Source organism: Achromobacter sp. PD1 (genome assembly GCF_048541815.1).
GTDB lineage: Bacteria > Pseudomonadota > Gammaproteobacteria > Burkholderiales > Burkholderiaceae_B > Achromobacter > Achromobacter bronchisepticus_A.
This window is the reverse complement of the sequence record NZ_CP183349.1, coordinates 5,874,566-5,897,021: the sequence shown is the minus strand read 5'-3', so window position 1 is coordinate 5,897,021 and position 22,456 is coordinate 5,874,566. Positions and strand designations below refer to the sequence as shown.

The following is a 22,456-nucleotide window of genomic DNA, read 5'->3' as shown; positions in this document are numbered from 1 at the left end:
ATGAGCAATTCACTGCAAGGAAAACGCGTCCTCGTCACCGCGGGCGCACAAGGAATAGGCCTGGCGATCGCGCGCAGGTTTCTGGAGGCGGGCGCCGAGGTGCACGTCTGCGACGTGGACGAAGCGGCGTGCAAGGCCGCTGCCGCCGCGCATCCGCGCCTGGGCGTCAGCGTGACGGACGTATCCAGCGAGGCGCAAGTCCAGGCCATGTTCGGCGAACTGGCGAAGAAATGGGGCAAGCTCGACGCGCTGGTCAACAATGCCGGCGTGGCCGGCCCGACCAACCGGCTGGAGGAAACCACGCTGGACGCCTGGCAGCGCACGCTGGATGTCAATCTGACGGGAACCTTCCTGTGCGCACGCAGCGCCGTGCCGTTGCTGCGCGCGGCAGGCGGCGGGTCCATCGTCAACATCTCGTCCGTCGCGGGCAGGCTGGGCTTTTCGCTGCGCACGCCCTATAGCGCCAGCAAGTTCGGCCTGGCCGGCCTGACGCAGACCTGGGCCATGGAGCTGGGGCCTTCGAACATCCGCGTCAATTCCGTGCTGCCGGGCGTGGTGTCGGGCGACCGCGTTGAACGGGTCATAGCCGCCCGCGCCGCGGCTGGTGGCGTGAGCAACGACGCGATGCGCGAGCAGCTTGTGGACAAGGTGTCGTTGCGCCGCATGACCAGCCCGCAGGACGTGGCCAATCAGGTGGCCTACCTGTGTTCGGACGAAGGCGCCATCATCAGCGGCCAGAGCATTTCCGTTTGCGGCAACGTGGAGTATCTGGGCTGAGTTGCCGATGCCGGTGCTCCACGCGCCGCGACGGTTCCAAAAAACCTGAGCATCAGTTCGACCCAGGCGAATTGTTCGGCGCATCTGGAAGTTCTAGACTGGATTCGTACATGCACTGTGTACCGATGGCCGTCGCATAGCGGCTTTGCAGCGACGGCGGGAGGTCCTGATGAATCAGGTCGAGACCTTTGCCACCATGCCGATGTGGGCGGGGTTCGTAGCCTTTGTGCTGGTCGTGCTGGCGCTGGATCTGTATGTGCTGGGCGGCCGGCATGCGCACCGCGTGCGGCCCCGTGAAGCCTTGTTCTGGGTGGGCGTCTGGATGGCGCTGGCGGCGTTGTTCGGCGCTCTGTTGTGGTGGTATCTGGATGCCACCCTGGGGCGCGACATTGCGCACCGCAAGACGTTGGAGTTCTACACCGGCTACCTGATCGAACTGTCCCTGTCCGTGGACAATATGTTCGTGTTCTCGCTCATCTTCGGCTACTTTGCGGTGCCGCTGGAATTGCAGCGCCGGGTGCTGCTGTACGGCGTGCTGGGCGCCATCGTGATGCGAGTCGGCATGATCCTGGCGGGCGTTTGGCTGCTGTCGAAGTTCGACTGGCTGTTCTATGTGTTCGGCGTGTTGCTGGTGGCGACCGGCGCCAGGATGCTGGCCCGGGCGGACCATCAGCCGGACATTGCCCGCAATCCGCTGGTGCGCCTGTTGCGCTCGTCCATGCGCATCACCAAGGACTATCACGGCGAGTCGTTCTTCGTGCGCATCGGCGGCCTGCGGCATGCCACGCCCATGTTCGTCGTGCTGTTGATGATAGAGGCGAGCGACGTGGTGTTCGCGGTGGACAGCATTCCCGCCATCTTCGCCGTCACCACCGACCCGTTCCTGGTCTTCACCTCCAATATCTTCGCCATCATGGGCCTGCGGGCGCTGTACTTCCTGCTGGCCGACATGCGCGAGCGTTTCCGCTACCTCAAGCACGGACTTGCCGCGGTGCTCATCATCATCGGCGGCAAGATGCTGGCCGCGCCATGGTTCCATGTGCCGGTGCAGTGGTCGCTAGGGGCGGTAGGCCTTATCCTGCTGGCATCCGTGGGCGCCAGCCAGATCCTGCCCAGACGGGCCGCGGCCAGGGCCGCGCGCCATAAGGGATGAAGTCCACGAACCGGAGATCTGTCATGAACACGATCATTCTTGCCACCGATGGGTCCAGCCATAGCGATACCGCGGCGCGCTATCTGGTTGAGGGCCCTTTGCTGAACCGGGACTTCACGGTGCACGTATTGCATTGCGAGCCGGACGTGACGGGCGATGTCAAAGCCTTCATCGGCCAGGCCGACATCGACGCCTGGCACCACGAAGAGAGCGACAAGGCAATGAAGTCCGTGGTCGAAATCCTGCGCGCGGGCCAGGTTGGTTTCGAGTGCCACGAGCTTACCGGCCACACGCCGGACAAGATCGTGGCGCATGCGATCAAGGTGGGCGCCACGGCCATCGTGATGGGGTCGCACCATCGGGCGCCGTTCCTGGACGCATTGCTGGGGTCGGTTTGCTCGCGGGTTATTGCTCACGCGCCTTGTCCGGTGCTGCTGGTCTGAGCATCGGCGGCCGATGCGCTAGCAGGTGAGCTTGAGCTGATAGCTGCCATCGGCGCCGCGGGCCAGGCGAACCCGGTCGAAGCGATAGTTGCGCCCCTTGAACGCATAGGTCGCGTCGGTCTCGTCGTCGTCGCGGCCCTGCCAGACTATTTTCCGGTCCAGCGATTCGGCGTAGTAGTAGAAGATGGTATTGGTGGATTCGATCAATCCCAGGTCGCCCCGCAGGCCGGTGGAACTGTTGGCTTCCACGTTCCACCAGCCTTCGGTGCGCCATTCGCCTCCGTCGGGTAGATAGTGCACCGCGAATCTCAAGTCGCGGCCGCAGGCGTTCTCGATCTGGAGGGATGCGGGCTTGGCCGGCGCAGGCTTCTTGCTGTCCGGCTTGGCGGCCTGGAGCTGGTCTTGCCGTTCATTCCAGCCCATGCCGTAATAGGCTAGCAGGCCGCCGATTGCCAATACGGCCGAGACGCCTATGACCACCTGCCGCACGGTCTTCTGCCGCATGTGCTCCGTGTACCGCTGCTCCAGAATCCGCGTCTCGTGCTGTTGCAGCAGTTGATCGCGGTGTTTTTTCCTGGCCGAGGTCGTCACCGCGGATGCCCCGGCCAGCAGCAGCAGCAGGGTGAGGTAGCGGTATTTCATCAGCAGGCTGGCCAGCGATGGAACGAGGTTGGCGGCCAAGCCCAACGCTATGGCGCAACCGATGAAGGCCAGCGGCCATATCCAGAAATTGCGTCCCTTGGCGATTTCGGTGGCGTAATAGTCGCGCAGGGTATCGGTGGATCCGGAATCGGGCGGTGCTTTCCCGTTCGTCCCGCTGCCGTTGCCGCCGGGCGCGCCAGCGGCGCGTTGCTCGGCAATCCACGCGTCATGCTCTTGACGCCGTTTCGGATCGGAAAGCACTGCGTAGGCCTCGTTCAGGCGCGCCATGACGCGCTTTGCTTCCTCGGGCTTGTCAGGATTCTTGTCCGGATGCCACTTTTGCGAGAGATAACGGTATGCGCCGCGGATGACTTCATCGCTGGCGTTTTCCGAAACTTGGAGCGTGTCGTAATGGGTATGTAAGCCAGCCATTGCCTTGGGTCCGCGTTCCGAAGCCGGGCGCTCAGCTTCCTGCACGGCGAGCTTACGCTGCAATCATGGGCGTCGGTATCAGCCAAAGAGACTACATCGCCGGGTGGGTGCACGGCGCAATGGTATCTTTCCCATTTTCCTGCACGCCACCCCGTTTCATGCCCGACGACGCCCAAACCTCCTCAGACTTCTCGCCCGCTGAGCCGCAAGCGGCACTTCCGCGGCCCTTTGTCCAGAACTCGGGTACTCGCCGCACCCTGCATTTCACGCAGCAGGAAATCCAGAGCAGCATGTCCACCCTCAACCCCGATGCGCTCGAGCTGGAGTACACGCGGATGATGATGGGCTTCGTGCTTTTCAATCCGGCACCCGCCCGCATTCTGATGGTGGGTCTGGGCGGCGGCTCGCTGCCCAAGTTCTGCCATCGCTATCTGGCGGACAGCGCTATCGACGTGGTGGAAATCGATCCGGCAGTCATTGCCCTGCGCGAAGCCTTCATGGTGCCGCGCGACGACGACAGGTTCCGCGTGCTCCAGGCCGACGCGGCCGACCATATGCGGGGCCTGTCGGACCATGCGGACGTGATCCTGCTGGACGGGTTCGGTATCGGCGGGATTCCGGGTCCGCTGTGCTCGGCGGAGTTCTACGCCGATTGTTTCCGCGCCCTGCGCGAGAACGGCATCCTGGTGATCAACTTCCACGTCAATCACCCGGATCATCACGAATACATGGACCGGGTGCGCGCCTCGTTCGGTTCGTCCATGTTCGAGGTGGTGGATGACGACATGACCAACAGCATCGTGTTCGCCTGCAAGGGCGATCTGCTGGACGATCCCGCCGCAGCCGAGCTGCGTCGGCCGGCGTCCATGCCCAAGGACGCCTGGCGCCAGTTGATGCCGACGATGAAGGTGATCGGCGCGACGCTGGTGCTGAGATAGCGGCCTAGCCAGCCGCTAGGGCTTTTCTTCCAGGATCGCCGACAACATTTCCCGGGATGCGCCGGACAGGGCGTCGGGTGCGGTGCCGGCTTTTCCGTCCACGTCGGGCTCCAGCGTAGCGAGCAGTGTGGAGAGCGCCTGCGCCAGCGATGCATCGGCTTGTTCGGCTGCGGCTTGCGTCGAGTCGGAGTCGCGGACCGCGGAGGTCGCCAGCAGGACCATGGCTGCCTCCAGCGGTTGCGCGATGGCGCTGCTTCTGTCGGCTGCGGCCTTTTGCTTGTCCGCAACGGCGGAAGCGATGTTGCTGTCGTCACTGGCGGATCTCAGGATACTGCTGGACTTCCATTTTTCTCTTTCGCTCGCGTAGGCCGCCAGCAGCGCGAAGCGGTCCCGTTCGATCAGCAGCGGCGAGGCGGCGATGTCGACCGCCAACGATTGAAATGCGGCGCGGGCGGCTGCGGCGTTCTTGTTCACCAGCGCGGTGGTCATTTCGGTCCATTTGCGATGGAACGGCAAGGCCGTGGCGGCGCTGAACATGTCCTCCCCCAGCGTGGCGCGTTGCTCGAAAGCCAGCACCAGGTAGTCCACGTCGTTTACGGGCTCCAGGCCGCCGTTTCCATTTTGCCGGTGCAGCACGCCGTCGACCAGTTGCAGGTCCTGCAGCTTGTCTTGCGAGTCCGCGCCCGCCAACACGCGATAGCCGCTGCGGCGCAGCGCCATGCCGTCGAAAATGCCGAAGCGGATGCTGGCGCCGTCGGTGCCGAAGAGCTTGCTCAGCGGTTTGAGCAGGCCTTCTCCAGCCTTGACGACGGCGCCACCCACTACGCCGCCGAACATGCTGACCGTGGTGGAGACGAAGTCGAGTATGCCGCGGGTGAGGCCGGTGTCGCTGAAGCGGCACAGCGCGGCGAACATCTCCAGGCCGTCGCTGTTGTACGGCACGTTGCGGGCGATGTAGACGTTTCGGAAAGCCACCCTGCCCCCGCCCGATTTTGGCGCCGTCTCACCCATCGCCTGCTGGATCGCCTCATAGCCGACGACGTAGGGAATCTCGCGCTGCGCACCCGCTTCGGTGTAGCGCAGGAAGAAGGCGCACAGAGGCAGGAAAGCGGCGATGTAGTTGCCGGCATCGGTCAGGCGCATCTCGACCATGCGTACGCTGAAATAGCATTGCCCGGGGACGAAGGCTTCCCCATTCAATCCACGCTCGCCCAAGGACGCGGCGCCGGGCGGCGGATCGATCTCCGCATAGTAATTGCGGCCCGCGGGCACGGTCGGCACCAAGCCGCCCATGCCGTCCGTGGACGAACCCAGGTCGCCGATCTTGCGCAGCATGCCGAATAGGGAAGTCATGGCGTGTACTCCTGGTGGCTGGTCTCAGTCGCGCACGATCGCCAGCGCGGAGGCCCAGGTGGGTGAGCCCCTGGCCTCGTCGTGCGAGCCGGCGCAGGCGCGCCGGTAGGCTTCCGCGAATCCTTGGGTATTGGCAAGGTCGAAATAAGCGAGGTAGAAGCGCCTGATGAAGCGGGCGCAGGTTTGATCCTCCACCTGCCAGCGGAACGCCAGGACACCCATGGCGCCGGCCCGCATGACCTCCAGCGCGGTACGCACCGACGCGCCGCTGCATGAAGACAGCACCAGCAGTTTGCAATTGCCGGCCTTCATCCAGCTGCCGACCAGGCGTATGGACAATTGCAGGCCCCTGCCGGCCTGGCTGCCCGGCAATACCAGCATGGTGCTGTCGCCCACGGAATGGGAATGGCCCGAGTAATGCAGGATGTCGTAGCCGCCGCCGGTCACCTTTTCTTCCAGGTAATCCTGCAGCTCATAGCCGGTGAGCGGCGGCACGTCCTCGACCACGAGGCGGCCGTCCAGACGCTTGGCCAGGGCTTGCAGGTTGGCGAGCTCCTCGGCGACGGCCGTCAGCGGTTTCAGCGTGACGCTCGGGATATCGTTGCTGCCATCTTCCGGTTGGAACGAGATGACGCCGCTGAAGTTCGCGCCGATGAAAAGCAGGCGCAGGGGGCCGGCCGGCCGGGATACGGTCTCCTCCTGATCGCTGGCGGAGTCCATGCCTTCCATGTGCAGGCGTCGGGCCATGGGTATGCGCTGGCACAGGTAGCGCCGCTCACTGGCCTTGATACTGGCGTTGCAGCTCAGTTCGAAGGGCAAGCTGAAGAAGGCCGCGCTCTGGCGGTCCGACACGTTGAAATCGAATCGCAGGTCGGCCCAGGCCAGTTTATCGGCGGGCACGACGCCTTCCTGGTCGCGGGCGAGCTGGATCAGCGTGGCGATCGGCGGACCCACCGTGTCGGCCACCATCACGTCAAACGCCTGCCTTCCCATGTCGCTGAGCGACTCCAGCCAATTGGCCACTCTTTGGCTGCCAAGATAGGGCGAGAACTGATCGACGCGCATCAGCAGCGAATCGATGTCGGATTGCCGCTTATAGGGAAGTTCCGGCGACCTGAATTCGTGCGGGCCGGACTGGAGCCGGTATCGGACCGCTTTTTCGGCGACTTCTATGATCAGCCGGCGGGGTTGAGTGGTGGCCGCCAGGCTGTCCAGCGCCCTGGCGAGCGCTGTGCTGCCGTCGCGCGTCTTGCCGGGCTCGTTGCTCCACATAAGCCTTTCGGGCCGTTCAAGCGCGCAGCGCTGCAGGGCCTCGGACGGATCCTCCGTTACGATCAACACGGGTACGGGCGCCTGCTCGGCCAGCCACTCCAGCACCTCGACCACCGTCGCGCCGCTCTTCTTCTTTTTTCCGCCTTGGGGCGCGGGCTTGGCGTCAATGATCAGCAGGCCCGGCAGCGACCCATGACGCTCGATCTCCTGCCGCGTGTTGCCCAGGTCGAAGACGTGCTGGAACGGCGCACCGATGAAGGGTTTGATTCGCGGGTATTTTTGCTCGTGCCTGGGCAGTTGCTGGATGCGGTCGGCCCAGCATTCCTCGTCGCCGTCGTCGCCGCCGGCAAGCAGGATCCAGCTGCTGTTCTGTGCAGGTTGCTCCATCGCAGTCTCCTTTAGCCCGACCGGGAAGGGAAACGCAGGGTGAACGAACGCCACGGCGGCAGAACGGATTCATACGCTTGCGAGGGCGGGGCCGCGGATTCGGCCATGGGCGGGTCCGTCGTCAGCATGCCACCGTGGGCCTGCATGGTACGCACGATCTGGGCGATGCCCAGGCCGGCGCCATCGTGGGCCGCGCGTTCCGCGTTCAGGAGCGCATCGTCGGGCACGGCGTGCGTGCGCTGGTCGGTGTCCCAGGCTTGTTCTGCGCTAAGTCCCAGGCGTACCGAGCATCCATCCGGGTCGTCGCTGATGTCGACTTCCACGCGGGCGTCGTCGGAGCGGCAGCGCAGCAGATAGGCCAGAATGGACCGGAAGGCTGCGGATAACGCTTCGGCGTCGGCATGCACCATGGGTCCGCCCGCCGCGCCCGCCTGGGCCAAAGGCGCGATGCGGCCTTGGTCCCGCTGCGGAAAGGCGGTGATGACCCGCGTCAGCAGTTCGTGCAGCGCCACGCGGGCATGCTCGGGTGGAGCCTGCCGGCGCGCTTCGTTGGCGCTGGCCAGCCGCTCGAAGGTGATGTCCACCTTGCCGATTTCCGCCACGATGCGTTGGCCGAGGTTCTGAGCCTTGGCGAGGATGGCTTCGGACTGCTCGCCGCGCGCCGCGTCCTCGTGCAGCAAGGCGGTCTGCGTGGCGAGGCTGCAGGCCAGCGCCAGTGGGCTGCGGGTCTGTTCGGCGATTTCGGCCACCGTTTCGCGCAGAAAGCGCATGTCGCGCGCCCACTTCATGTCGGCGATGTCGGTGAAGAACCAGATCGACATGTCCAGGCTGGGATCCAGGTCCGTCCGGGTCGCCAGCACCGAGCGCGGCTGCCCGCCCGCGCCGCGCAGCTCGATGCGTTCGCGCCTGACGCCGGCCTCCGAACTCAGCAGTCCTTGCGCCGCGGGGTCGTCCGGCAGCGCGAAGGCCGTGATCGACACCGGCGTCTCGCCTTCGAGGCAGCGGCCGGGTTCGGCGCCCAGCATGTCGGCCGCGACCCGGTTCATCTCGATGATGGAGCCTTCGCGGCCGACGAACACGACGGCCTGTTCGGTTTCGGCCATCAGGCTTTGTTTGGTTTGTCTGAGCAGGTGCTGGTCCAGCCCCTCCTCCAGCGACGCAATGATCTCCAGCAGGTCGTCGGCGTCGGGTCCCTTGAACGCATGCGATACCGAGGACTCCACGTCCAGCAGCCAGCGGATGCGGCCGTTCAGGCGGATCGGCACCGTCATGGCCGAGCGCAGGGGACGCGGCGGACCCGTGTAGTCGTTCCTGGGATCGTCGGCGTCGCCCACGTCATCCAGGGATAGCAGTTGGCGCTGCCGCAGCGTCTGGCCCAGCATGCCGCGCTCGATGGGCTGCAGGTAGCCGTCGGGCAGCGCGTATTCGGGCGCCAGGCTGTGCTGGGTCACGATCTCGTAGCGGCTTTCCTTGCGGTTCACGCGGAACAGCGCCACGTAGTCCCAGGAGAAGAACTGGGCCAGCCTGGGCACGATGTCCCGCGCCGCCGTGCGCAAGGAATCTGCCGTCATGATGGTCTGGCGCAAGGACTCGGCGAAGAGGGTGCGTTCGTCGTCGCGTTCTTTCTCGAAGCGCATCAGCACCGGCTCCAGATCCAGGGCGCGCAGGATATCCAAGTGGCGTTGGCCATACTGCGCCGGCTGGCGCGAACACAGGCTCAGCGCAGAGCTATAGCCACCCTGGCGCGTGACGGGCAGCGTGACGCTGGCTTGCATGCCCATGTCGCGATAGCGGCGCACGATTTCGTCGCCCGGCTCGAAGTCATGGCCGCTGACGAAGGGCTCCATCTCCTCGATCCAGGTCTGGCCGGAATCCAGGAAAGGCCGGATCGCGGGCGGCAGCTCCATCCAGCGCGCCGGCCAAAGCTCCACCCCTTCTGGCCGCACCGCAATCGCGCGGAACAGCGACACCTGCGCGTCGTAGATGCCGAACACGGCGTGCTCGAATGGGACCAGTGGACGGATCTGTTCCAGGATGGCATCGAGCTTGAGGCGCCAACCGCTGATGGCCGGATCCAGCGCGATGCGCCGAATTTCGTCGCGGGCGGACTCCAGCGCCCGCGACTGGATGATGGCGATCACGCCCAGCAGCTCGCCGTTGGGCGCGGGGTCGGGCGTCATGACCAGTTGGAATAGCCGCTCTTCGCCGTCGCGTCCGGGCATGGCGACGATCACGGCCACCATGGAATCGCCTTCCTGATTGCGGGCGCAGCAGCGGATGGCATCGGCGATGCGGGGCGCGTCGCTCTTGCGGAAATGGCGGGCCAGAGGCTCGCCGCAGACCTCGTCGAGCTTCTGGCCCAGCGCGCGGGCCGCCTCGCGGTTGGCAAAGCGCACCACGCCCTCCAGGTCCAGGCGGAACACGGCATAGGGCGTGCGTTCGAAGCGGCGCGACTCGGCTTTCCTGAAGGGCGTGCCGTCGTTGACCAGCACCACGAGTTCACCGCTTTCCAGTTTGCACAGCGGCACCAGTTGCGCGGGCACCGGCGCGCCGTCCCTGGCTTGGTAGATGCCGTCGACGGCGCCGTTACCCATCGTCAGCGCCGTGCCCAGGCCATAGGCTTCGGCGACGTCGCGGCCGCGGAACTCCTGGACGCTGGGGTCGAGCGCATCGCTGGCGTCCAGGATTGCGCCGTTCTGGCCGAGCAGCAGGCAAGGCACGCCCGCTCGCGACATTACCCGCAGCATTTCCGCGGGATCGCCCGGTATCGAAGCGGACGCCGGTACGCGCACGTACTGGTCATGCTCCAGATCCGTCTGTGCCTGAGGAATCTCAAACATATCCAAGCCCTCCCTGCCTGCCGCGGTTGCTGGCGCGGCTGCCGGCTCAACGTTTGATGAACGCAATGATCTGCTGCTGGGTGCCTTTGTCGTTGTCGAAGCCGCCATGCGTGCTGGCTGCCACGGGCGGGTTGGCGGAGCCGGGCGCAGGGCTGCCTTCGGGCGAGACGTGCACGGCGTCGCAAGCGATGCCGGCATCGCGGAAATAGCGTTCCATGCCCAGCAGCGGCGTGGTGGTGCCGCCTTCGAAGGACTCGCTCACCAGATAGAGCAGCGAGCGGCGATACGGGCCGCAGGTGGGGTCGTCTTCCTCGGCCCGGTCGGAAAGGTGGAACTGCTGATAGCGTTTTACCCGCGTCTTCAGGTGCGGCACGACCAATTTCTGGAAGGTGTCCAGCGTGACTGCCGGGGCCATCAGGTTGAGCGATTCCAGCTCGCCGCCGTCAGCCGTCAAGCGGTGCACGAAGTGGCTGGCGACGATCGCGCCGGCCGAATGGCCGACGATGTGCAGGCGCACGCGGCCCTGGCTGACATGCGATTTGAAGTGCTTGTAGAGCATGATCATCGCGGCTTCTTCCTGCGCCATGCCTTTGGGCGTCGGTTCGCTCATGGCCTGGGCGTTCTGCTTCATCTCGCCCCAGATCACCGTGCCAGGCCGGGCCAGCCAGCGTTCCAGGCGCTGGTTCCACCAGCGCTCCAGCCGCTCGCCCAGGCCGCCCGTGGTGCGCGGCACGCTGTGGGCGGCGTCCTGGATGATGTTCTTCACGGTGGTGATGAAGTCCGTTTCCCACATCAGGAAGACCGGGAAGATCTGTTTCTCGTAGAGCAGCGGGATCCATTCGGCGGCGGCTTCCGCCGCATCTTCTTCGCCCACCAGGCCGCCATGCGCGTACACGCAGACGTCCATGGGCCTGTCCTTCAAGCCCCACTTCTCGCGCGCGGCGTTCATGTGCACATCGACGATGGCGCGCAGGTCGTCGGGCGTGGTGCGGAACGTGCCGCTGTTGCTGAGCTTGCCGTTGTTGCCGACGTTGACGATGAAGGGCGAGAGCTCGCGGTTGCGCAGCACGGTTCCCGCGGCCAGCGTGACACGCTTGCCTTCGGTGCGCAGGGTGATGCTGTTCGAGATCTTGGTGTGCTCATGCGTGACCACGCCCAGCTGCACCACCCAGCAATCCATGGCGTTGCGCATCCAGTCGTCGTAGGTCAGCACCGCCAGGCCATGGGTGCCCCATTCCTCGCCCCAGGAGTTCTGGATCAGGAAGCCGTCCTGGGTATAGCCGACGATGACGAAGGCGTGGCCGTCGGTGGCGGAGTCCTGCTTGTCGGGCGGGATGATCCAGAATGGCTGCGCGCCCGGCGTGGAAGGCGCCTTCTGCGGGGTGACGCCATGGCCGTCGTCCCAGCCGGCATGGCAGCCCGCGCTGGCGTACAGGATGCCGACCTCGTTGAGCGCCGCGTGCATTTCGACGATGTTGCGCGTGTCGATGCGGTAATAGGCGCCCAGCGGGCGCTTGACGGCGTCCAGCCACCAGTCGTCGGCGGTTTCGTTGGCCGCAGCCGGCATGGCCAGGGCCGGAAACAGTTCCTGGGCGCACGCGCCGTGCTTGAACCAGCCCTTGAGCGCGCCGCGCAGGCTCGATCCCGTGTCGTCGACGGAACCCGGGAACTCGTCATAGCGTCTGGCCATGGAGTACAGCATGAATGGCGAGATGGCCGGGCGCGGTTCGCGCTCCGACTTGCGCAGCAGGTATTCGACCACCGTGGACAAGGCGAAGCCGGTGCAGGCCGAGGTGTCTTCCTGGTGCTTCACGGTCAATCCCATCGCGGGAATCATCTCGGTCTTGGGCGTGACCGAGATGTTTGGGCGAAATGGGAGATCGCGGACGTCGAAGGCGTCAGGCTTGGCCGTGCGGCGAAACGGCAGCGCAGGCGGCAGTGCGCGGCTTTTGCGTTTCGGGTCGGATCGGGGCGTCTTGGCCGCTGCCGTGCCGGCCGCGGCGGGCTGCCGCTTTGCCGCCGTCTTGCGTGCCGGGGCGGCGCGCCCCGCTTGCTTCTTTGCAGCCATGGCGTACTCCAGTGGAGACAGGCTTTCAGCGCGAGGGCGGCGGTTTCAGGCAAGACAATATGACGACAGCAAAGATTGCGCCCGTAGCTGCGATATATAGGCGCGCCTACTCTGCTTCGCTAGTATCCGAAAGTATTAATCCGTGAATTTGCAATGGTGCGTTTGCACTATGTACGGCTTAATCCCACTGCGCCGCCAGGCCCTCGGGACTGACTTCGCGCCCATTGCGCTCCAGCGCCGCGATCTGCGCCATGTCCTCGTCCGTCAGCCGGAGGTCCTGGGCGAGCAGGTTGCTGGCCAGGTTCTCGCGCTTGGTCGACGACGGAATGACGGCATAGCCCAGTTGCAGCGCCCAGGCCAGCGCGACCTGCGCGGGTGTCGCGTCATGCCGCTGGGCGATCAGGCCGATGACCGGATCCTTCAGCACCTTGCCATAGGCCAGCGTCATGTACGACGTGACCGGAATGTCCTGTTCCTGCAGGAAGGCGGCGAGCTTGCGGTTCTGCAGGTAGGGGCTGAGTTCGATCTGGTTGGTGGCGATCTGCTCGCGGCCCACCGCGGCGATGGCGGCACGGGTTTCGGCGATGGGGAAGTTGGAGATGCCGATCTGGCGGGTCAGGCCTTGCGTCTTGGCCTCGGCCAGCGCGGTCATGAATTCGTCGATGGCGACGCCGTTGCCGGGCGCGGGCCAATGGATCAGGGTCAGGTCCGCGTAGTCGCTGCGCAGCTTGGCCAGGCTGTCCTTCAGGCTGGGGATGAGCTTGTCGCGGGCGTAGTTGGGAACCCAGATCTTGGTCGTGACGAACAGCGCTTCGCGCGGCACGCCGGATTCGGCGATGGCCTGGCCGACTTCGGCTTCGTTTTCGTAGATTTGCGCGGTGTCGATGGCGCGGTAGCCAAGATCCAGCGCGTTGCGCACGGAATCGATGACGGCCTGGCCCTGCAGGCGGAAGGTGCCGACGCCGAAGGCGGGAATGCTCATGGGTAACTCCTGATGGGTTCGCGGATCCGGGCGCAGATGCCCGGGAATGCCTGCAGTGTGCCTGGCGGATACTTGCAGAAAAAGTCCGGTATTCACGAAAGACTTTTGATATAAATGCAAGAATGAAGACGACCCTCGATGAAATGCAGGTCTTTATCGCCATTGTGGACAGCGGTTCCATCACCGCTGCCGCAGACGTGCTTGGACAGACCGTTTCCGCCGCCAGCCGGACCATGAGCCGGCTGGAAGAGAAGCTGCAGACCACGCTGATGCGCCGCACCACGCGGCGGCTGGAGCTGACCGAGGAAGGCCGGGCCTACCTGGAGCAGGCGCGCAAGATCGTGGCCGCGGTGGAGGAAAGCGAGGAGCTGATGAGCCTGCGCCGCAACCAGCCGGCCGGTCGCTTGCGGGTGGATGCGGCCTCGCCCTTCATGCTGCACGTGATCGCGCCGCTGGTGCCGGGCTATCGCAAGCGCTATCCGCAGGTGGAACTGGAGCTCAACAGCAACGAGGGCAACATCGACCTGCTGGAGCGCCGCACCGACCTGGCCATCCGCATCGGACGCCTGAAGGATTCATCGTTGCATGCGGTGCCGCTGGGCCACAGCCGCGTGCGCGTGCTGGCCAGTCCCGGTTATCTGGGCGTGCATGGCACGCCCAGGCGTGTGGCCGATCTGGCTTCGCACATTTTGCTGGGCTTCAGCCAGCTGGAAGCGTTGAACGAATGGCCCTTGCTGGAGGCCGACGGCCAGGCCCTGCACATCAAGCCGCACGTGCGCGCGTTCAGCGGCGAAACCTTGCGGCAACTGGCCCTGAACGACGGCGGCGTCGTCTGCCTGTCCGATTTCATGACGCGTGGCGACCGCGCCAGCGGCGCCTTGCAGCAGCTGCTGGTGAAGCAGACGCAGGACGTGCGCCAGCCGATCAACGCGGTGTACTACCGCAACACCGCGATCTCTTCGCGCATCAAATCCTTCATTGACTACATGGTCCAGGCGCTGGGCCCGCGCGGCTTCGAATAGCGGCGCGGGCGCTGCGGGCTCAGGCGCGTTCGCCGCTGACCGATTCGTACACCAGTGTCGCCAGCGTCAGGTCCTCCAGCGCGCTGCCCACGGCCTTGAACACGGTGATTTCCTGATCGTCGCGGCGGCCCGGCAGTTCACCGGCGGCCAGTTGGTGCAGGTCGCCGCGGATATCCTCGCGCTTGAGCGCGCCGGCTTCGAAGGCGGCCAGCAGGTCGCCGGACTTGGTGGGCGCCTCGCTGGTGTCCACGTAGACCGAGGTGCCGTCGAAGCAGGCCGCGTCGGTTTCGCGCATTTCGGGCTTGAAGCTGCCGATCAGGTCCAGGTGCACGCCGGGGCGCAGCCAGGCGCCGTGAATCAGCGGCACGGTGGACAGGGTGGCGCAGCTGATGATGTCGGCCTGGCGCGCGGCGCTTTCCAGGTCGGCGGCGGCTGCCGCATCGAAGCCCTGCGCGCGCAACTCGCCGGCCAGTTTCTCGGCGCCGGCCGCACGCACGTTCCACACCAGCACGCGCTGGATCGGGCGCACCGTGCGCATGGCCTGCGCCACCAGGCCGGCGATGCGGCCGGAGCCCACGATGAGCAGCGTGCTGGCGTCGGCGCGCGCCAGATAGTCCGCGCCCAGCGCGGCCGCGCCCGCCGTGCGGTACACGGTGACGATGTCGCCGTCCACCTGGGCTATCGGGACGCCGGTGGTGGCGCTGTACAGGTTGTAGGTGGCGTGCAGGCCGGGCAGGCCCTGGTGGGTGTTCTCGGGGAAGATGTTGATGATCTTCACGCCGAAATAGCCGCGGTCGCTCCAGGCGGGCATGATCAGCGAGGTGCCGTGCGCATTGCCCGACTGGATGGCGTGGACATGCCGCGGCGGCACGGTGGCGCTGCCGCGGAAGGCCTCCCGCAGGGCGGGAATGACGGCGTCGAAGGACAGGGCGTCGCGGGTTTGTTCGGTGTCGATGAAGCGCATGGTTAGGTGCCTGCGGCGGGGCGGTCTGTCGTAGGGAGCAGGGGCAGTCTAGCAGCGCCGCGTCGGTGGCGCGCCGCAAGGGCGGCGGCGGGCCTCGCCGCTGGCTATCAATCTTTGCGCAGGCGTCATAACACCCCGTTATCGCATGCCTGCGCCCCTTGCTTTTTCTGTTCCATAAATTCCTTTTGAATCAATGATTTGATTGGAACTTGCCGAGCCGCCGCAAAATCCCTGCATAGTGGATTTCCCTGGGTCCACGGGGGCAAATCCCGCTGGCATGCTTCGACCACCGTTAGCGCCTGGGCGCGCAAAGAGAGGTCGTTTCATGTCGAGTTCAGTTCATCCCGCCACAGGACGGCCCGTGCTGGCCCGGGCTGTCCACGGGCAAATTTCCGCCGCCGGAGCGCGCGTCGCATGATCCGGCAACTGCTCAACCGCCTCACCATCTCTCTGCCCGTCCTGCTGGGCGTGGTGGTCGTGTGCTTCGTCCTCCTGCAAGTGGCGCCGGCCGATCCCGCCGCCGTCATCGCCGGGCCTACGGCAACCACGGAAGAGCTGGCGCAGGTACGCCAGGAACTGGGCCTGGACAAGCCGATGGCCTACCAATTGTCCATGTACATGTGGCGCCTGCTGCATCTGGACCTGGGGCGGTCGATGATTTCCAACGTGCCGGTGATCGACGAGATCGGCGCCACGATAGGCGCGACGGCGGAGCTGATGCTGGCCAGCGTGGTCTGGTCGGTCCCGCTGGCCATCCTGCTGGGCACCCTGGCCGCCTACCGGCGCGGCAAGCTCATCGACCGGTTCGTGATGACGCTGTCGGTCGTCGGCGTGTCGCTGCCGGTGTTCTGGGTCGGATTGCTGCTGGTGCAGCACGTGGGGGGCGCGGGTCTGTTGCCCTATATCGGCCGCAATGGCCCCTTGTGGACGCTGGCCGGGCTGCAGTCCATCGCCCTGCCCGCCTTGACCCTGGGTTCGGTGCTGATCGGACCGGTGGCGCGCATCACTCGCACCGCCGTGATCGAAACGCTCAGCGGCGACTACGTGCGCACGGCCCGGGCCAAGGGCGCGGGCGAGCGCCGTGTGGTGCTGCGCCACGCGCTGCGCAACGCGCTCCTGCCCATCGTCACGCTGGTGGGCCTGCAAGTCGGCAACCTGCTGGGCGGCGCTGTCGTGACCGAACAGATCTATTCCTGGCCGGGCGTCGGCCGCATGGCCGTGGGCGCGATCTTCGCCGGCGATTTCCCGTTGGCCCAGGGCGCGATCCTGGTGACGGCGCTGGGCTTCATCGTCATCAACCTGATCGTGGATCTGCTCTACGGCTACCTGGATCCGCGAGGACAAAAATCATGAGCGCAGGCGCGACTTCTTCGTTGGGCGGCGTGCCGCCTCAGGCCATGGCCGCGCCGCTGGCGCGCCTCGCATCGCGCTTGCGACGCGACCCCATCCTGCTGCTGTCGCTGCTGGCGGTGATCGCGATTGTGCTGACGGCGGTGTTCGCGCCCTGGCTGGCGCCGCACGACCCCTATTCCACCAACATGTCCATCGCCCGCAAGGCGCCGGGCTGGACCTCGCCCGAGGGCGTGGCCTATCTGCTGGGCACCGACGTGCAGGGCCGGGACATCCTGTCGCGCATCATCTACGGCATACGCGCCACGTTGATGCTGAGCGTACTGGCGGTCATCGGCGGGTCGGGAATCGGCGCGGCGCTCGGCATCCTGGCGGCCTATTACCGTCCGCTGGAAGGCGTGATCATGCGCGTGGTGGACGTGCTGCTGTCGTTTCCCGCGATCCTGTTCGGGCTCAGCCTGTCGGCGCTGATGGGGCCTGGAACGCTGAGCATGGTGCTTGCCCTGGGCATATCCGCCATCCCTGGCATGGCGCGAATCGCCCGCGGTTCGGCCATGGTGGTGATGAAACAGGAATACATGGAAGCCGGCCACGCGATGGGCTTCGGCAACTTCTACCTGATCACGCGCTACCTGCTGCCGAATTGTTCGTCGATGCTGATGATCTACGCCACTTTGCAGCTAGGCCACACCATCCTGCTGGGATCGGTGCTGTCGTTCCTGGGCCTGGGGCCGCAGCCGCCTTTCGCCGAACTGGGCAGCATGGCCGCCGACGGACGCAAGTTCCTGCAGGTGTTCCCGCATATATCCACCATTCCGACGATGACGATCTTCTTCATCGTGCTGGCCTTCAACCTGCTGGGCGACAGCCTGCGCGATGCGCTCGATCCCAAGCTGCGGTTCTGAACCGCGGCGCGCTTGACCACACATCAGACCAACTTCGGGGAAACCACAACCATGACGATCACCAAGGGCCTGGCCCTCGCGCCGCTGGCGTTGACCTTTCTGTTGTCCGTGCAGACGCCCGCGCTGGCGCAGTCCGACAAGACTGTCCTGATCCTGCGCGAGCTGGATACCGACAAATACGACCCGCACCGCACCACCGCGCGCGGCGCTGCCGAGGTGCTGTTCATGGCTGCCGACACGATGGTGGGCCTGGACTACGACATGAAGACGCCGGTGCCGGCGCTGGCCAAGAGCTGGACCGTATCGCCCGACGGCCTGACCTACACCTTCAGCCTGCGCGACAACGTGACGTTCTGCAGCGGCAAGAAGATGACGGCCAAGGACGTGGTGGCGAGCTACGAGCGCTGGCTGAATCCGGAAACCAAGGGATTGGAGCGCTGGCGCGCGGGCCCGGTGGACAGCATCACGGCGCCCGACGACTACACCGTGGTCTACAAGCTGAAGAAGCCCTACAACGAGCTGCTGCAGCAGATGGCGCACTACATGCATTCCGTCATCAATATCGATCAGGTCAAGGCCCTGGGCCAGGACTATGGCGTGAAGGCCTTCGACGGCACCGGCCCCTATTGCTTCCAGAGCTGGTCGCCGCGCAACGAGGTCGTGCTGACCAGGCATGCCGGATACGACTGGGGCCCAACGATCTACAAGGATCCCACGCCCAAGGTCGACCGGATCGTCTGGAAGATTGTGCCGGAGGAAAGCACCCGCCTGACGGCGCTGCAAAGCGGCCAGGCGGACCTGTCGCGCTACCTGCCGCAGTGGTCGATCAAGGACCTCAAGGCCGACAAGCGTCTCTTCGTGAGCAAGGCTGACCCGTTCTACTGGACCTTCTTCCTGGGTTTCAAGATCGACAAGCCCATGCTGGCGGACGTGAACGTGCGCCGCGCGATCAACCTGTCCGTCAACCGCCAGGCCTTGACCGAGGCCATCACCTTCGGCGAGGCGGCGCCCGCCACCAGCATGCTGGCCACCAAGACGCCGGCGGGCAAGAACGAGGCCTACCGCTATGACCCGGCCGCCGCCAAAAAGCTGCTGGACGAGGCCGGCTGGAAAATGCAGTCCGACGGCTACCGCTACAAGGACGGACAGAAGCTCTCGCTGCTGCATTACGGGATCACGGGCTACTGGAAGGACATCATGGAAGCCGTGCAGGGCGACATGAAGAAAGTCGGCGTGGACCTGCGCGTGCAGCTGTTCGACTCGACCTCGGCCTGGGGCAAGCTGGCCACGCAGGAGTTCGACGAGTTCAGCATGAGCTTTGGCTACATGAGCACGGGCGAGGCCCTCAACAGCTATTTCCTGTCGGCCAGCATCCCGACGCCGAACCGCATGAACTGGAAGGATGCCGATACCGACAAGTGGCTGGAGGAAGGCGGCCAGGCGCTGGACCCGAAGGAGGGCGACGCGATCCTGTCCAAGGCGTTGACCAAGATCTCGGACGGGGTCGCCTGGATTCCGCTGTACCACGACTCGCTCTACCTGGTGGGCGGACCGCGCATGAAGCCGATGCAGGCGCACGGCATCTTCGGCGCGGCGGCCTACAAGGGCCTGGACATCGCCTTCAAGTAAGCGCGATGGCGGCGCGGCCGGTCCGCGCCGCCGTTTCATCATTCATCACGTCGCTGAGAGCCTTCCGTGAGCGCAAGCAATCAATCCCGTATCACTCATTTCAAGAACCTGTCCACGCTGGTGGCGTGGGACGCCGAACTGGGCTCGCACGTCTATATCGAAAACGCCGATCTGGTGATGCGCGGCAACACCATCATCCACGCAGGCTCCGGCTACGCGGGCCCGGCCGATGAGGTGGTGTCCGGCAGCGGCCTGATGGCGATGCCGGGGCTGGTCAACGTCCACACCCATCCCTCCTCCGAGCCTGGAAACCGCGGCCTGCTGGAAGAACTGGGCAGCGATAAGCTGGGCCAAAGCTCGCTGTACGAATACATGCCCGTGTTCCGCATGGGCATAGAGACTGCGCCATATGCCAATCAGGTGGCGGTGTCGGAGATGTTGCTGAGCGGAGTGACAACCTTCGTCGACATGTCCCTGCCGCGTCCGGGCTGGGCCGACGTGGTGGCGGCCACCGGCATCCGCGGCGTACTGGGACCCATGTTCCGGTCCGCCGCATGGCGCACCACGGACGGCCATTCGGTCGAATACACCTGGGACGAGGACGGGGCGGAAAAATCGTTCGAGGCGGCGCTGGCCGTGGCGGACAGCGCCATCAATCATCCCAGCGGACGCCTGAGCGCCATGCTGTGCCCCTCGCAAGTCGATACCTGCTCGCCCGGCCTGCTGAAGCAGGCGCAGCAAGCCGCCCGCCGCCTGGGCGTGCCGATGCAGATACACGCCGCGCAGAGCGTGGTGGAATTTTCAGAGATGACGCGCCGACATGGCCGCACGCCCATCGAATGGCTGGACGACCAGGGCCTGCTGAACAGCGACCTGATCATCGGACATGGCATTTTCCTGAACGATCACCGCACGCTCTATTGGCCCCATGCCGACGACTTCGGCCTGTTGCAGCGTTCCGGCGCCCACGTGGCGCATTGTCCGACCGTTTTCGTGCGCCGCGGCATTGCGCTGAGTTTCCTGGGCCGCTACCTGCGCGCCGGCATCAACGTGGGCATCGGCACCGATACCTTCCCGCACAACATGCTGGATGAAATGCGGCTGGCCTGCTATGTGGCGCGGTTGCAGGCGGGAAATTTCCGCGCAGCGTCCACGCAAGAAGTCTTCAATGCCGCCACGGTCAATGGCGCCAGGATGCTGGGGCGCGACGATATCGGCCGGCTAGCCGTGGGCGCCAAGGCAGACTTTTCCCTGGTCGACCTGTCGCATCCATACATGCGCCCGGGCCGCGAGCCGCTGCGCAGCTTGATCTACTCGGCCGGGGACCGGGCCATACGCGATGTCTACGTCGACGGCGAACAGCTGGTGCGCAATGGCGAGCTCTTGACCATCGATATCGAAAACGCGATGCAGCAGGTGGAGCGCGCCCAGGCGCAGACGATCGCGACCGTGGCGCAGCGTGACTATGCCGGCCGCAGCATCGACGATATGTCGCCGCGCGTTTTCCCCAGCCGCGCTTAACGGAGAGCCTGGATGAGCGAGACACTACTGGCGGTCGAAGGCCTGAGCGTGGAGTTCGGTCCTCGCGGCCAGCCCTACCGCGCCGTGAAATCGCTGGACTTCACCATAGGCCGAGGCGAGACCGTGGCCCTGGTGGGAGAGTCCGGTTCCGGAAAATCAGTCACGGCGCTGTCCATCCTGCGCCTCATCGAGCGCGCCGGCGGCCGCATCGCGGCGGGGGCGGCCCGCTTCGTGCCACGCGACGGACGCGAAGTCGACCTGTTCAAACTGGAAGAGTCGGCCTTGCGGCGGGTGCGCGGCAACGAGATATCGATGGTGTTCCAGGAGCCCATGACGTCATTGAACCCGGTGATGACGGTGGGCGATCAACTGGCCGAGGTGTATCTGCTGCATCAGGACATCTCGCGCGCGCAGGCCTGGAAGCAGGCCGAAGCCATGCTGGCCGCGGTCAAGATGTCCGAACCCGAGCGCCGCATGACTCAGTATCCGGGCGATCTGTCCGGCGGCATGCGCCAACGCGTGATGATCGCCATGGCGCTGGCCTGCCGGCCGCAACTGCTGATCGCGGACGAGCCGACGACTGCGCTGGACGTGACGGTGCAGGCCGAGATCATCGACCTGATCCGCGACCTGCAGCGCGAGGTGGGCATGGCGGTGCTCTTCATCACCCACGACATGGGCGTGGTGGCGGAGATCGCCGACCGCGTGGTGGTCATGCGGCACGGCGACAAGATCGAGGAAAACGAGACCGCCGCGCTGTTCGGCGCGCCGGGCCAGCCTTACACCCGTGACCTGCTGGCGTCCGTGCCCAAGCTGGGCGACGGCTCGCCCGGCGAAGCCGCGCTGCAGGGACGCCCGGTTGTGCTCGAGGTCGCAGGCCTGGCGAAGCGTTTCCCGGTGAAGGCGGGGGCGTTTGGCAAGGTGGTGGCGAACGTGCACGCGGTGGAAGGCGTGTCGTTTGCGCTGCGGGCCGGCGAGACGCTGGCACTGGTGGGCGAATCCGGCTCCGGAAAATCGACCACCGGCCGCCTGCTGATGAAGCTGGTACAGCCCAGCGAAGGGGCGATCCGGCTGGCCGGCCAGGACGTGACTCACATGAAACCGGACCAGATGCGCGAGATGCGGCGGCATATCCAGATGATCTTCCAGGATCCATATGCCTCCCTGAACCCGCGTCTGCATGCCTGGGACCTGGTCAGCGAACCCCTCAAGGTGCACGGCGGGCTCAGCCGCGAGCAGCGCCGCGAGCGTGCCGCTCAGCTGCTGGAACGGGTCAACCTTCCGCGGGAATTCCTCGACCGCTACGCGCACCAGTTCTCGGGCGGCCAGCGCCAGCGCCTGTGCATTGCGCGCGCCTTGAGCGTGAGCCCGAAGGTCATCGTGGCCGATGAGCCGGTGTCGGCGCTGGACGTGTCGGTGCAGGCGCGCGTGATCGAGTTGATGAAGGAACTGCAGGCGGAGATGGACCTGTCCTACCTGTTCATCTCGCACGATATGGCGGTGGTGGAGAAAGTCAGCCACCGCGTGGCGGTGATGTATCTGGGACAGATCGTGGAGATCGGTCCGACGCAGGAAGTGCTGCATCGTCCCCGGCACCCGTACACGCAACGGTTGCTGTCGGCGGTGCCGATTCCCGATCCCGCCCGCCGCCACCTGCGCGCGGCAAGCACCGCGCGCGATATTCCCAGCCCGATCCGCAAGGTCGGCGACAACCCGCAGGTCTGCGAACTGGTGCAGGTGGCCGCGGGGCACTACGTCCAGATGGCGGCCTAGGAAAC

At 65.5% G+C, this 22,456-nt stretch carries 17 protein-coding genes; 10 read left to right on the top strand and 7 right to left on the bottom strand.

Annotated features, from left to right (window positions below):
• The 3 genes from ACM1PE_RS27730 (at position 1) to ACM1PE_RS27720 (ending at position 2,373) form a co-directional block, all read left to right on the top strand.
• Entirely contained in the window at positions 1–777 is a 777-nt protein-coding gene (locus tag ACM1PE_RS27730) for an SDR family oxidoreductase (protein ID WP_059376956.1), read from the top strand.
• Positions 778–946: 169 nt separating this feature from the next.
• The gene (locus ACM1PE_RS27725) at positions 947–1,930 is read left to right on the top strand and encodes a TerC family protein (protein ID WP_419341644.1); all 984 of its coding nucleotides are present in this window, start codon (positions 947–949) and stop codon (positions 1,928–1,930) included.
• A gap of 23 nt (positions 1,931–1,953) precedes the next feature.
• Positions 1,954–2,373 (top strand): universal stress protein, encoded by a 420-nt coding sequence (locus ACM1PE_RS27720; RefSeq protein WP_419341642.1) that lies wholly within the window; start codon positions 1,954–1,956, stop codon positions 2,371–2,373.
• A gap of 18 nt (positions 2,374–2,391) precedes the next feature.
• Here ACM1PE_RS27720 and ACM1PE_RS27715 read toward each other — a convergent pair whose 3' ends face one another.
• Positions 2,392–3,447 carry a DnaJ domain-containing protein gene (locus tag ACM1PE_RS27715; protein WP_419341641.1) on the bottom strand — a complete coding sequence of 352 codons (1,056 nt, stop codon included), beginning with the start codon at positions 3,445–3,447 and terminating at the stop codon, positions 2,392–2,394.
• A 158-nt stretch (positions 3,448–3,605) separates the two neighbouring features.
• On the opposite strand from ACM1PE_RS27715, the gene ACM1PE_RS27710 reads away from it, so the two are divergent.
• Complete coding sequence (locus ACM1PE_RS27710; RefSeq protein WP_419341639.1) at positions 3,606–4,385, top strand: fused MFS/spermidine synthase; 780 nt, start codon at positions 3,606–3,608, stop codon at positions 4,383–4,385.
• A gap of 15 nt (positions 4,386–4,400) precedes the next feature.
• Here the strand turns inward: ACM1PE_RS27710 and ACM1PE_RS27705 are convergent, their stop codons facing one another.
• From ACM1PE_RS27705 to dkgB, 5 genes are all read right to left on the bottom strand, one after another.
• On the bottom strand, positions 4,401–5,738 hold the full coding sequence (locus tag ACM1PE_RS27705) for a hypothetical protein (RefSeq protein WP_306634905.1): 1,338 nt from the start codon (positions 5,736–5,738) through the stop codon (positions 4,401–4,403).
• 24 nt (positions 5,739–5,762) lie between these two features.
• Entirely contained in the window at positions 5,763–7,451 is a 1,689-nt protein-coding gene (locus tag ACM1PE_RS27700) for a CHAT domain-containing protein (RefSeq protein ID WP_124260359.1), read from the bottom strand.
• Positions 7,409–10,237: a PAS domain-containing protein gene (locus ACM1PE_RS27695; protein ID WP_419341636.1), complete on the bottom strand. Its 2,829-nt coding sequence runs from the start codon at positions 10,235–10,237 to the stop codon at positions 7,409–7,411. The genes ACM1PE_RS27700 and ACM1PE_RS27695 overlap by 43 nt, the downstream gene beginning before the upstream one ends.
• Positions 10,238–10,283: 46 nt before the next feature.
• Positions 10,284–12,305, bottom strand: a complete 2,022-nt coding sequence (locus ACM1PE_RS27690) for a hypothetical protein (RefSeq protein WP_251878575.1) — start codon at positions 12,303–12,305, stop codon at positions 10,284–10,286.
• A 178-nt stretch (positions 12,306–12,483) separates the two neighbouring features.
• Positions 12,484–13,287 carry a 2,5-didehydrogluconate reductase DkgB gene (gene dkgB, locus ACM1PE_RS27685; protein WP_251878578.1) on the bottom strand — a complete coding sequence of 268 codons (804 nt, stop codon included), beginning with the start codon at positions 13,285–13,287 and terminating at the stop codon, positions 12,484–12,486.
• A 122-nt stretch (positions 13,288–13,409) separates the two neighbouring features.
• Between dkgB and ACM1PE_RS27680 the strand changes: the two genes are divergently transcribed.
• Positions 13,410–14,309 carry a LysR substrate-binding domain-containing protein gene (locus ACM1PE_RS27680; protein ID WP_059376982.1) on the top strand — a complete coding sequence of 300 codons (900 nt, stop codon included), beginning with the start codon at positions 13,410–13,412 and terminating at the stop codon, positions 14,307–14,309.
• A 19-nt stretch (positions 14,310–14,328) separates the two neighbouring features.
• Here ACM1PE_RS27680 and ACM1PE_RS27675 read toward each other — a convergent pair whose 3' ends face one another.
• Positions 14,329–15,273, bottom strand: a complete 945-nt coding sequence (locus ACM1PE_RS27675; RefSeq protein ID WP_059376984.1) for an ornithine cyclodeaminase family protein — start codon at positions 15,271–15,273, stop codon at positions 14,329–14,331.
• Positions 15,274–15,687: 414 nt separating this feature from the next.
• Here ACM1PE_RS27675 and ACM1PE_RS27670 point away from each other — a divergent pair, with 414 nt between their 5' ends.
• The 5 genes from ACM1PE_RS27670 to ACM1PE_RS27650 all read left to right on the top strand — a co-directional run bounded on the left by ACM1PE_RS27670 (position 15,688) and on the right by ACM1PE_RS27650 (position 22,451).
• Positions 15,688–16,626 carry an ABC transporter permease gene (locus ACM1PE_RS27670; RefSeq protein WP_059376986.1) on the top strand — a complete coding sequence of 313 codons (939 nt, stop codon included), beginning with the start codon at positions 15,688–15,690 and terminating at the stop codon, positions 16,624–16,626.
• Positions 16,623–17,528 carry an ABC transporter permease gene (locus ACM1PE_RS27665; RefSeq protein ID WP_059376989.1) on the top strand — a complete coding sequence of 302 codons (906 nt, stop codon included), beginning with the start codon at positions 16,623–16,625 and terminating at the stop codon, positions 17,526–17,528. The genes ACM1PE_RS27670 and ACM1PE_RS27665 overlap by 4 nt, the downstream gene beginning before the upstream one ends.
• A gap of 51 nt (positions 17,529–17,579) precedes the next feature.
• Positions 17,580–19,157 carry an ABC transporter substrate-binding protein gene (locus ACM1PE_RS27660; RefSeq protein WP_419341633.1) on the top strand — a complete coding sequence of 526 codons (1,578 nt, stop codon included), beginning with the start codon at positions 17,580–17,582 and terminating at the stop codon, positions 19,155–19,157.
• A 66-nt stretch (positions 19,158–19,223) separates the two neighbouring features.
• Positions 19,224–20,678 (top strand): amidohydrolase family protein, encoded by a 1,455-nt coding sequence (locus ACM1PE_RS27655; protein WP_306634917.1) that lies wholly within the window; start codon positions 19,224–19,226, stop codon positions 20,676–20,678.
• 12 nt (positions 20,679–20,690) lie between these two features.
• Positions 20,691–22,451 carry an ABC transporter ATP-binding protein gene (locus tag ACM1PE_RS27650; protein ID WP_118932308.1) on the top strand — a complete coding sequence of 587 codons (1,761 nt, stop codon included), beginning with the start codon at positions 20,691–20,693 and terminating at the stop codon, positions 22,449–22,451.
• Positions 22,452–22,456 lie beyond the last annotated feature (5 nt).